The organism is Kribbella sp., assembly GCF_035687465.1.
Lineage (GTDB): Bacteria > Actinomycetota > Actinomycetes > Propionibacteriales > Kribbellaceae > Kribbella.
This window is the reverse complement of record NZ_DASRXP010000647.1, coordinates 1-10,900: the sequence shown is the minus strand read 5'-3', so window position 1 is coordinate 10,900 and position 10,900 is coordinate 1. Positions and strand designations below refer to the sequence as shown.

The following is a 10,900-nucleotide window of genomic DNA, read 5'->3' as shown; positions in this document are numbered from 1 at the left end:
TCGAACGTCTGTTCTAATATAGACGTCATGAGTACAGTCAGCGCAGACCCCCACTACGGCGACCAGGAGTTCGCCGTGGAGTTTGCTGCGCTGCTCGGCGCCGGGCGGATCTGTGTCCCGGATGACCCTGACGCGCCGGGTGGTCCGGTGCTGCTTGATGAGCATGATGTGTTGGATCCGGATCCGTGTCCGCAGATGTCGCGGGTGGATGCGCTGGAGTGGGAGCTGTGGGCGGGTGTCGACCAGGACGAGGCCGAACGGTCCATGCTGGAGCAGAAGGCCCCGCCGTGGGTGTTCCTGCCGCCCGGTGCCGACCTCGCCGCCGCGTTGGAGCAGGTCCGCCCCCGGACCGAGTCGCCGATCGCGCTGATCGAGATCATGAAGGGCGCGACCCGGATGATCGCGTGGGCCGAATCGATCAAGAACGACGCCGAGGCGTCGTTCTACCGCCAGCGCCGGGCCAGCGACGTCCCCCGCCCTAGCCAGATCGACTCCCACGGCCGCCCGATCGACCCCGAACGGTCCTGGGCCGCCGAGATCGCCGCCGCCCTGACCCTGTCGGCCGACACCGTCAGCGCGCACATCGACACCGCCCTGCGCCTGACCAGCGTCCTGAAAGCCACCCACACCGCGATGCGCTGCGGCGCGATCACCATGTCCAAGGCCCTCGCGATCGTCAACGCCACCCGCGCCCTCACCCCCGCCGCCGCCCGGGCCGTCGAAGCCCACGTGTTGAAGCGGGCCCCGCAGCAGACGTTGACCAACTTGAACGCGTCACTGCGCAAGCAGGTCGCGAAGCACACCACCAAAGAATCCGCCGCCGCGCACAAGGACGCCAAGGAAGACCGTGGTGTGCGCATCGTTCCCCTCCCCAACGGCATGGCCGGCCTCTGGATCGTCAACACCGCCGACAAAATCCAGCAAATCTGGATCGTCATCCAGGCGATGGCCACCCTCGCCAAACGAGGCACCCCCGCAACCAACGCAGCCAACGCGCCCAGCACCCCCACCGCACCCGCAGGCGACGCCCCAACGGCAGACGCCGCACCCGCGACCGGCACCGCGCCCACCCCTGCCGCGACCAGCGCCACGACGCCCGACACCAACCCCGCCGCGGCGAGCACCACCGCGGCTACCGGCACCACGCCCACCCCTCCCGCGACCAGCGCAACGACGCCCGACACCAACTCCACCGCGGCCACCACCACGGCGCCCACCACCCCCGCGACCAACACCCCCGCAGCCGATGCCACCGGCCCTGACACCACCCCAACCAGCGCCAGCCCCGCGCCCACCACCCCCGCGACGAACACCGCCGCGACCGGGATGCCCGGTGCAACCGCCGCCGCTACCAGCGCTCCCACCACCAGCCAGGCCGCGAGCACTCCCGCAGCCGACACCTCCACCACCGGCAGTCGCCCAGCCGACACCTCCACCGGCGGCAGTCGCCCAGCCAGCACCGCCGAACCAGTAGACGAACCCGGCAAACCGCCTGGACCTGCGCAAGAGCAGCGGACAGCGGATCAGCGGCGCGCTGACGTCGTGGGTGACCTGTTTGAGTTCATGCTGTTCAACGGGCTCGACTGGCTCGGCAGACGCCTACCCGACCAGCACCGCCGCCGACCGCACATCGAAGTCCTCACCCCGATCACCACCCTGCTCGGACTCGACGACGACCCCTGCCAGTTGACCGGCTACGGACCCATCCCCGCCGACATGGCCCGCCGCATCGCCACCGACGGCACCTGGCGACGCATCCTCACCGACCCCACCCACGGCACCGTCCTGGAGGCGTCCACCACCCGCCACGATCCCGGCGCTGTGGTGTCCGAGACACTGCTGGCCGCTCACCCGGTATGCGACTGGATCAACTGCAACCGCCCCGCCCGCGAATCCGACCGCGACCACGGCACACCCTTCACACAGACCGGCACCACCAACCTCGCCGATCTACGCATCTACTGCGAGTTGCACCACATCATCAAGGACACCCCGGCTTGGGGCTGGAAAGCCACCAACAACCCGGACGGATCCACGACCCTCACCACCCCGACTGGTCACCGCTACACCACCGTCCCCCCGGCACCCGGGCCTATCGCCAAACCAGACCCACCGCCGGACGACGACCCACCACCCTTCTGACAACCAGCGCCACAAGCCCGTAGGCACCCCACCTGCGGGCTACCGGCACGCCCTCAGGCAACCGACTCCCGAGCCTGGCGAAGAGCCCAGACCCAGACCCGGCCCATGCAACCCGACGGATACCAGCCGCCACGGCCAGGCGGTCAAACAGACGCGCGCAAAGGCAGAACTCCTGCCGGTATCAACTCTCAGGTCTATGTCGGCGGGCAAGCGGGCTCGCCTAGTGCGGCGCACCGCGGCTTCTCATGGGGCTGAAGCGAACTTCTAGAGCCTCGGCGAAGCTTTCGAGTAGTGGAGTGATGACCTCGGGTGGGGCGCTGCTGTCGGCGTCGACTCTGTCGGTTTTGGCGTCGTAGGTGAAGGCGTACACGTAGTTGCGCGCCTCTGGATGCCAGCGCCGCAGGAGGAGGGTGTCCAGGATCGTGTCGATCTCCGCTTTGCTGTACCTGCTGCGTTCTACGGTCGCCTCGGTTCCCTCGAGATCGACCATGCCGGGCTCGACTGCGCTGTCCACGGGCATGCGGATCACGTACCGTGCCGTGTCGTCGAGGTAGATGCCCAGGCCGCCGTTGTCCTCGCAGTACAGGGTCGCCAGGGCGCCCGTCTGCTCGCCCGGCCGCATTGAACCGGGGAGTTCATTCCGCAGGGCTGCCATTCCCGCCTGATGTTTCTCGGCGCGTGCTGCGTGGAGTTCGGCCAGTTCGGCGCGTTCTTCGTCCGAAAAGTCGTTCATTTTCCACCCCTTTCGGCCGTCACACCAGGACGGCTCCTCCGTCGATAGTAAGGACGGTGCCGGTTGTGTCTGGGCGGTGAGGAAGTATGGGGTAGGTATGCCAGACCAGGCAGGTAGTCCAGTACTACGGGACCGGTGTGTGGCTAGTTTGTTGAGGTTGGCAACGAGTGCGGCGGGTTTCATAAGGCACGCAGGGATTTCTTAGGTGGTCTTGTGGTTGGGCTGTAAGACTGGGTGGGTGAGTGGGTTGAGACCGGAGGTGCTGGTCGTTGATGACGATCAGGGGGTGCGGCAGGCGCTGCATCTTGGGCTGACGGTCGAGGGGTTTGACGTCCAGGAGGTTGCGACTGGTGAGTCGGCGCTGGAGTCGATCGACGTGCGGCTGCCGGCGGTTGTACTGCTTGATGTGACGATGCCTGGGATTACCGGTGTCGAGGTGGTGCGGCGGTTGCGCGCTGCGGGGCGGACCATTCCGGTTTGCATCTTGTCCGCGCGGGACGAGGTGGACGACCGGGTTGCCGGGTTGGCGGCTGGGGCTGATGACTATGTGGTGAAGCCTTTCTCGATCGGCGAACTGGCTGCTCGGTTGCATGCGCTGGTGCGGTTGCATCAGGGGAGTGAGCAGCGGCCGCTGTTGCTCGGAGAGCTCGCTGTCGAGCCCGCGAGGCGGGTTGCGACGCGAGGTGGGCGGGATCTGGAGCTGACTACCCGGGAGTTCGATCTGCTGCTGGCGTTTGCGCATCATCCTGGGCAGGTGCTCAGCCGGACGCAGTTGCTGGAGCATGTCTGGGGCTACACCTGGGACATCGATACCAATGTCGTCGACGTGTTCGTCGGCTACCTGCGGAAGAAGTTGGAAGCCGAGGGGGAGAGTCGGCTGCTGCAGACCGCGCGCGGAGTGGGATTCGTGTTGCGCTCATGAACAGTCTTAGGTCGCGGATCACGGTCGGGGTTGCGCTGCTGGTGATGGTGGTGGTCGGGTTGGCCGGGGTGATCATCGCGGCGCGGGTCGACCACCGGGATCGCGCGGAGCTCGACGAGCAGTTGACCGGGCGCGCCGAGAAGGTGCGCGAGGACATCCCCAAGTTGCTGGACCAGGTCGATCCGTCGAGCCAGGACGACTACGGCGAGTTGCTGGCCGGGAGTCAGTCGCTGGTCAGGCTGTTCGACAACGGCCAGGTCGTCGCGCAGCGGGGTGAGCTGACCTCGACCCCACTCCCGTTCCCGACGGCCGACGGATTCAGCACCGTCGAGGTGGACGGTCAGCGGTGGCGTTCGTTGGTCGAATCGCTGGACGGCGGACGGGAGCTCCAGGTCCTGGTGGGGTTGGAGCCGACCGAGGAGCGGCGCGATGCCAACACTCGCCTGGTCGCGATCGTCACCCTGGCCGCGACCGTGGTGGCAGGTTGCGCCGCCTGGTTGGTGACGCGGGTGATCCTGGCGCCACTGGAGCGCCTCAGGGATGGCGCGCACCGGCTCGCGGACGCCGGCGAGAGGTTGCCTGCGGCAACCAAGCCGCAGGAGGTCGCGGACCTGTCCGCGGCGCTGAACGGGATGCTCGAACAACTACAGACCAGCATGCAATCGACCCGCCGGTTCACCGCCGACGCCGGCCACGAGCTCCGTACGCCGCTCACCAGCCTCGGCATCAACCTCGAAACCCTGCAACGCAATCCGGACCTTCCAGCCGATCAACGTGCCACGGTGCTGGAGGCGATGGCGGTCGAGCACCAGCGGATCACGGCCTTGCTGGAAGGGCTCCAGAGCCTGGCCCGCGGCGATGCGGGAGCGCTGCCTGCCCGTACTACGGTCGACCTGGCCGAAGTGGTCACGGAGGCAGTGCGGCAGGCCGGGCGGCGTCATCTGGACGTCACGTATGACCTGCAGTTGACGGCGAATCCGCTGGTCGAGGGCTGGGAAGCGGGCCTGAGGTTGGCGGTCGACAACCTGCTCGACAACGCTGCGCTGCACGGGCGTCCGGCCGGCACCGTCTCCGTTCTGGTGGAGGACCGGGACGGGACGGCGCACATCAGCGTGACGGACGACGGGCCGGGCATCCCGGCGGAGATCCGCGACGCGATGAAGGAGCGCTTCACCCGAGGGCCGGATCCGCGAAGTGGCGGATCCGGGCTGGGGTTGGCGTTGGCTCAGCAGCAGGCCGAACTCCACCAGGGCACGCTCCTGCTGGAGGATGCCCCCGGCGGAGGCCTACGAGCCACGCTGGCCCTGCGCGGCGCGACGTACGAGTAGATCCGCGGCGCGACGTACGACTAAATCCTCAGCGTGGGGGGAACTTGGAGGAGACCCAGTCGCGGACGCCGCCGAGGCCTTCGCCGAGGTCGCGGAGGAGCTTGGCGAGCGGGTCCTGGGAGCGCGCGAAGGCGTCGGAGTACGACTTGGCCGCGTTGCGCGCCTCCTGCGACATCGAGGCGTCCTTGTCCTCCTGCCGCTTCGGGTAGGTGCCGGAGACGATCGCCGTGTACTCGCCCTCGTCCACCCAGCGCCGCAGTTCGTGCGCACGGATGACCGCCAGCGGGTGGCTCTGCGCCTCGAGCAGCAGCAGCTTCAGCACGCTGTCGCGCAGGTCACCGGAACCCTCGTACTCCGTGCCCTGGGCGAGGAAGGCGGTCGTGTCCAGCTCAGCGAGCTGACCACCGCTAGCGAGCTTCATCTGCACCCGGAGAGCGACCGCGGGGTCCTGGACGGCGAGCAGGCCGGCGCGATCGCCGGACAACTCCGCCTTGCGGGACCACTCGTGCAGGGCCGCGATGATCGCCCGGATGCCGAGCGCGCCGATCGGCATCCAGTTGATCGCGCCGGTCAGGCGCATCAGCCAGAGCAGCAGCGACTGGTAGAGCGCGTGGCCGCTCTGGGCGTGGCCGAGTTCGTGGCCGAGGATGAAGCGGGTCTCCTCCTCGTCCAGGCCTTGCACCAGGGCGCTGTTCAGCACGATGAAGGGCCTGTCCATGCCGATCGTGACCGCGTTCCAGATCGGGCTGTTGGTGACGTACAGCTCCGGGAGTTCGCGGACGTCGAGCGTGGTGCCGGCTTCGGTGTAGAGCCGGTGGATGGTCGGGAACTGCCGCTCGTCGACCCGGATCGCCGACCCGAGGTACTGCAGCCGGAAAGCGCGCTCGTTGATCAGCCCGGACATCTTCCGGAGGACGAAATCGAACCCCTTCAGCTGCCGCAACGCCACCAGAGCGCCACGGTCGGCCGGGTGCTCCCAGGCGCGGGAGCTGATGTCGGTGAGTGTGACTCGGGGCCGCGTCGGGCGCTCTTCGTTCTCGGTCATCGTTCCCCCACTGGTCGGCGTGTTGCGTCCCAACGTAGCGCCCCGTGGGGGCGGGGCCGTCACGCTCACGAAGTGCGGTTCAGCGGATCAGCGCCTAGATTGACGATCATGAGTGAGGTTTACGGGGGTAGTAGCGGAAAGTTGAAGGCGTGCCGGGAGGTGGATCACCGGGACGACAAGCAGCGGGCCTGGGTGTCCGAGGCGATCCGGATCGTCGACGCGGACGCCAACCGGAGCGCGGACACCCACCTGCACGTGTTCCCGATGCCCGAGATCACCGGCGTCGAGCTGTACCTGAAGGACGAGTCCGTGCACCCGACCGGGTCGCTCAAGCACCGGCTGGCGCGCTCGTTGTTCCTGTACGCGCTCTGCAACGGCTGGATCCGTGAGGGCACCACCGTGATCGAGGCGTCCAGCGGCTCGACCGCGGTCAGCGAGGCGTACTTCGCCCGCCTGCTCGGGCTGCCGTTCGTCGCGGTGATGCCGGCCTCGACCAGCCCCGAGAAGGTCGGGCTGATCGAGTTCTACGGCGGCAAGTGTCACTTCGTCGAGCGCTCCGGGCAGATCTACGGCGAGGCCAAGCGGCTCGCCGAGGAGACCGGTGGGCACTACATGGACCAGTTCACGTACGCCGAGCGGGCCACCGACTGGCGCGGGAACAACAACATCGCCGAGTCGATCTTCGGTCAGCTGGCCCTCGAACAGCACCCGATCCCGACCTGGATCGTGGTCGGCGCGGGCACCGGCGGGACCTCCGCCACGATCGGGCGGTACGTGCGCTACCAGCGGCACGAGACCTCGGTGGCCGTGGTGGATCCGGAGAACTCGGCCTTCTTCCCGGCCTTCGAGTCCGGTGACGGCGACTTCGCCACCGGCCGCCCGTCCCGGATCGAGGGGATCGGCCGGCCGCGGGTGGAGCCGTCGTTCGTCCTCGGGGTGGTGGACCGGATGATCTCGGTGCCCGACGCCGCCTCGATCGCCGCGATGCGGTTCTGCTCGGAGGTGACCGGCAAGCTGGTCGGTGGATCCACCGGTACCAACTTGTGGGGATCACTCCGGCTCGCGGCCGAGATGCGTCGTACCGGCATCCGCGGCAGCATCGTCACGCTGCTCTGCGACGGCGGGGACCGCTATGCCGACACGTACTACGACGACGGCTGGCTGAAGACCCACGGCATCGAGCTCGCGCCCTACCTCGAGATCCTGGAGGGGTTCGCCGAGACCGGTCGCTGGCGGGAGCCAGTGCGCTGAGTAGTAGGCAATAGGGTCAGCCGCCGAGGGCCAAGCCGACAGCGAGGCCCACGGCGTAGACCAGCTCGGTCAGGCCGGTGTCCTTCAACACAGGGATGAGCGCAGGCCCCACGGCGTCACTGACCACAACCCGTACTGCGCGTACGCCGAGCGGCAGCGCGATCAGCCCTAGCAGAGCCCACGGGGTGGCCAAAGCGGACAGCGCGGCCAGGATGAACGCCAGCGCGATCAGACCGGCATAGAGCTGCCGGGACCGCGCAGCACCCAGTACTACGGCCAGCGTCCGCTTACCCGTCACCGAGTCCGTCGGGATGTCCCGGAGGTTGTTCGCGACCAGGAGCGCGCAGGCGATCGACCCGATGGCCACGGCACCCGCGACTGCGGTCCAGCTCAGTTCCTCGGCTTGCACGTACGCAGTACCGAGCACTGCGACCAGTCCGAAGAAGATGAACACGCTGACCTCGCCGAGCGCGCGGTAGCCGTACGGCTTCTTGCCGCCCGTGTAGAACCATGCCCCGAGCAGCGCGGCCGCGCCGGCGACGAGCAGCCACCAGTTGGAGGTCGCGCAGAGCACCACGCCGAGCACAGCACCGATACCGAAGCAGGTGAACGCGGCTGCCTTCACCTGCTGGGGTGTGGCGACCTTGGAGCCCACCAGGCGCAGCGGGCCGACCCGGTTCTCGTCTGTGCCGCGGATGCCGTCGGAGTAGTCGTTGGCATAGTTCACGCCGATCTGCAGGGCCAGGGCGACGCCGAGTGCGAGCAGCGCCTTCCACCAGACGAAGCCGTCCAGGTAGGCGGCCGCACCGGTTCCGACGAGTACTGGAGCGATCGCGGCGGGCAGCGTGCGGGGGCGTGCGCCTTCGATCCACTGGGCAGGGGTGGCCATGACCGACGATTCTGTCAGCCCCCTGGCAAGGGCTTGCGAGCGGCATCGTCGTACGCTCGGATGGATATGCCTACGCTGCGCCTGATTCCTGGCACTCCCGATGCCGTGCTGTCGGCGCTGACCGCAGTACTGGACGGCTCCGGTACTGCGTTCGCCCCGGTGCCGGGTGATCCCGCTGCTGCCGACCGCGTACGCCGGGCGGCCGTGCCGGACGAGCCACTCGAGGTTGACGACGTAGCAGTGGTTCTGACTACCTCCGGCTCGACTGGTGAACCAAAGGGCGTGCTGCTGTCGCGGGACGCACTGGTTGCCTCCGCCACGGCTACGCACGACCGGCTCGGGGGACCGGGGCAGTGGTTGCTGCCGATGAAGCCGTACTTCGTCGGGGGCCTGCAGATCCTGACCCGGTCCGTGTTGGCGGGGATCGCGCCGGTGGTGGCGGGGGACAGCTTCACTGCGGGTGCTGAGGCGATGACCGGCGCGCGGCGGTACACCGCGATGGTTCCGACGCAGTTGGCGCGGTATCTCGACCACGAGGTCGAGGCGCTCCGCAGCTTCGACGCGATCGTGATCGGGGGTGCTGGGATGCCCGCTGAGTTGAAGGCGCGAGCTGCGGCGGAGGGCGTGACGGCGATCCCGGCGTACGGGATGACGGAGACGGGCAGCGGGTGCGTGTACGCGGGGGAGCCGCTTGCGGGAACGCGGTTGGGGTTCGATGACGGACGGATCTTGATCAGCGGGCCCACGTTGTTCTCCGGGTATCGGCTGCGGCCGGAGCTGACGGCTGAGGTGTTGCGGGACGGGTGGTTCCGGACCCAGGACCGCGGGCGGCTGGTGGATGGGCGCCTGCAGGTGATCGGGCGGCTGGACGACGTGGTGATCTCCGGCGGCGTCAACGTCACCCTGCCGGCGGTCCAGGCCCGCCTGCTCGAGCATCCGGCGGTGAAGGACGCGGCCGTCCTGGGCGTGCCGGATTTGGAGTGGGGCAGCCGGGTGGTCGCCTTCGTGGTCGGTGCTGTCGGGCGGGAAGAGTTGAGGGACTTCGTGGCTGAGGTGTTGCCGCGAGAGTGGGCTCCGCGGGAGGTCATCCAGCTGGATGCGCTGCCGATGCTTGCCTCGGGCAAGGTCGATCGGCAACGGTTGCTGGAGGAGGTCCGGTGATCACGTACTCGATTGCACTGCGCAACAAGTTCCGCGGGATCTCCGTGCGCGAGGGGATGCTGTTCGAGGGCCCGGCCGGCTGGGCGGAGTGGAGCCCGTTCCTCGACTATGACGATGCCATGTGTGTGTCTTGGCTGCGGGCTGCCCGGGAAGCCGCTTTCGAGGGATGGCCCGCGCCGGTGCGTTCCGTAATACCGGTGAATTGCACTGTGCCTGCGGTTGGACCAGAGCGGGCTGCGGAGATCGTACGGGCTTCCGGCTGCGGTACTGCCAAGGTGAAGGTGGCTGAGCCGGGTCAGACCCTCGCCGATGACATGGAGCGGCTGGAGGCTGTGCGGGATGCGATCGGTGCCGGGGGCAAGGTGCGGATTGATGCGAACGGCGCGTGGTCGGTTGACCAGGCTCTGCACAGCTTGAAGGAGCTTGCTCGCTTTGACCTGGAGTATGTCGAGCAGCCGTGCGCTTCTGTGGAGGACTTGGCCGCAGTGCGACGGCGTACCGACGTACTGGTTGCTGCGGACGAGTCCATCCGGCGTGCGGAGGATCCGCTGCGGGTGCGGGACCTTGAAGCCGCGGACATCGCAGTACTGAAGGTCCAGCCCATCGGAGGCGTCCGGGCCTGCCTCGACATCGCTGAGCAGATTGGCCTGCCCGTTGTGGTGTCGTCCGCGCTGGAGACCTCTGTAGGTATCGCGGCTGGGGTCGCGCTCGCTGCAGCTCTGCCGGAGCTCCCTTATGCGTGTGGGCTCGCCACTGTTTCCATGTTCACCACCGAGGTCGTCGCCGCGCCCTTGCTGCCGGTCGACGGCTTCCTGCCGGTCGGCCAGGCCACGCCCGACCCAGCACTACTCGCTGCCTCGACCGCAGATCCGGCAACCACCGCCCGGTGGGAAGCCAGGCTCGCCAGGGTCGAGTTACTGAAGGAGCGTGGATGAATCCGTCTACTGCGTTTGCGACTGTGGTGGTTGACGAGCTGATCCGGTGTGGTGTGCGGGAGGCTGTGTTGGCGCCGGGCTCACGCAGTGCGCCGCTGGCGATGGCGCTCGCTGCTGCGGACCGTGCGGGTCGGCTGCGGCTGCACGTGCGGATCGATGAGCGTACTGCGGGGTTCCTGGCGATCGGGTTGATCCGCGGTACCGGGCTGCCGGTTCCTGTGGTGACGACGTCCGGTACTGCGGTTGCCAACCTGCACCCTGCTGTTCTCGAGGCGTCCCACAGCGGGTTGCCCCTGATCGTGTTGAGCGCGGACCGGCCGCCGGAGCTCCGGGGGAGTGGGTCGAACCAGACGACCGACCAGTTGAAGGTGTTCGGCTCTGCGGTCCGCCTGTTCCACGAGATCGGTACACCGCGGCGCGAGGTGGGCCAGGTGGCGTACTGGCGTTCGCAGATCGCGCGGGCGGTCTCGGTGGCCGTCGGCGCCCGTACTGCG

The 10,900-nt window shown here is 68.2% G+C and carries 10 protein-coding genes; 7 read left to right on the top strand and 3 right to left on the bottom strand.

Annotated features, from left to right (window positions below; all coding sequences use genetic code 11):
* Positions 1–27: 27 nt before the first annotated feature.
* Positions 28–2,142, top strand: coding sequence for a DUF222 domain-containing protein (locus tag VFG33_RS34535; protein ID WP_325057219.1), 2,115 nt, complete (start codon positions 28–30; stop codon positions 2,140–2,142).
* A gap of 220 nt (positions 2,143–2,362) precedes the next feature.
* Here the strand turns inward: VFG33_RS34535 and VFG33_RS34530 are convergent, their stop codons facing one another.
* Complete coding sequence (locus tag VFG33_RS34530) at positions 2,363–2,875, bottom strand: hypothetical protein (protein ID WP_325057218.1); 513 nt, start codon at positions 2,873–2,875, stop codon at positions 2,363–2,365.
* A 238-nt stretch (positions 2,876–3,113) separates the two neighbouring features.
* Between VFG33_RS34530 and VFG33_RS34525 the strand changes: the two genes are divergently transcribed.
* Together VFG33_RS34525 and VFG33_RS34520 are read left to right on the top strand one after the other, a co-directional pair.
* Positions 3,114–3,797, top strand: a complete 684-nt coding sequence (locus tag VFG33_RS34525; RefSeq protein WP_325057217.1) for a response regulator transcription factor — start codon at positions 3,114–3,116, stop codon at positions 3,795–3,797.
* Positions 3,794–5,125, top strand: coding sequence for a HAMP domain-containing sensor histidine kinase (locus tag VFG33_RS34520; protein WP_325057216.1), 1,332 nt, complete (start codon positions 3,794–3,796; stop codon positions 5,123–5,125). Before VFG33_RS34525 ends, VFG33_RS34520 begins: the two co-directional genes overlap by 4 nt.
* Positions 5,126–5,153: 28 nt before the next feature.
* Here VFG33_RS34520 and VFG33_RS34515 read toward each other — a convergent pair whose 3' ends face one another.
* Complete coding sequence (locus VFG33_RS34515; RefSeq protein WP_325057215.1) at positions 5,154–6,170, bottom strand: M48 family metallopeptidase; 1,017 nt, start codon at positions 6,168–6,170, stop codon at positions 5,154–5,156.
* A 108-nt stretch (positions 6,171–6,278) separates the two neighbouring features.
* Here VFG33_RS34515 and cds1 point away from each other — a divergent pair, with 108 nt between their 5' ends.
* Positions 6,279–7,421, top strand: coding sequence for an L-cysteine desulfhydrase Cds1 (gene cds1, locus VFG33_RS34510; protein ID WP_325057214.1), 1,143 nt, complete (start codon positions 6,279–6,281; stop codon positions 7,419–7,421).
* Positions 7,422–7,437: 16 nt separating this feature from the next.
* On the opposite strand, the gene VFG33_RS34505 is transcribed toward cds1, so the two are convergent.
* A complete protein-coding gene (locus tag VFG33_RS34505) occupies positions 7,438–8,310 on the bottom strand; it encodes a 1,4-dihydroxy-2-naphthoate polyprenyltransferase (RefSeq protein WP_325057213.1) in 873 nt (290 codons plus the stop codon).
* Between the two features lie 66 nt (positions 8,311–8,376).
* Here VFG33_RS34505 and menE point away from each other — a divergent pair, with 66 nt between their 5' ends.
* The 3 genes from menE to VFG33_RS34490 all read left to right on the top strand — a co-directional run.
* Positions 8,377–9,471 (top strand): o-succinylbenzoate--CoA ligase, encoded by a 1,095-nt coding sequence (menE, locus tag VFG33_RS34500; RefSeq protein ID WP_325057212.1) that lies wholly within the window; start codon positions 8,377–8,379, stop codon positions 9,469–9,471.
* Complete coding sequence (locus VFG33_RS34495; protein ID WP_325057211.1) at positions 9,468–10,406, top strand: o-succinylbenzoate synthase; 939 nt, start codon at positions 9,468–9,470, stop codon at positions 10,404–10,406. The genes menE and VFG33_RS34495 overlap by 4 nt, the downstream gene beginning before the upstream one ends.
* A partial coding sequence (locus VFG33_RS34490) for a thiamine pyrophosphate-binding protein (RefSeq protein ID WP_325057210.1) occupies positions 10,403–10,900 on the top strand: 498 nt, incomplete at its 3' end. The genes VFG33_RS34495 and VFG33_RS34490, both read left to right, overlap by 4 nt.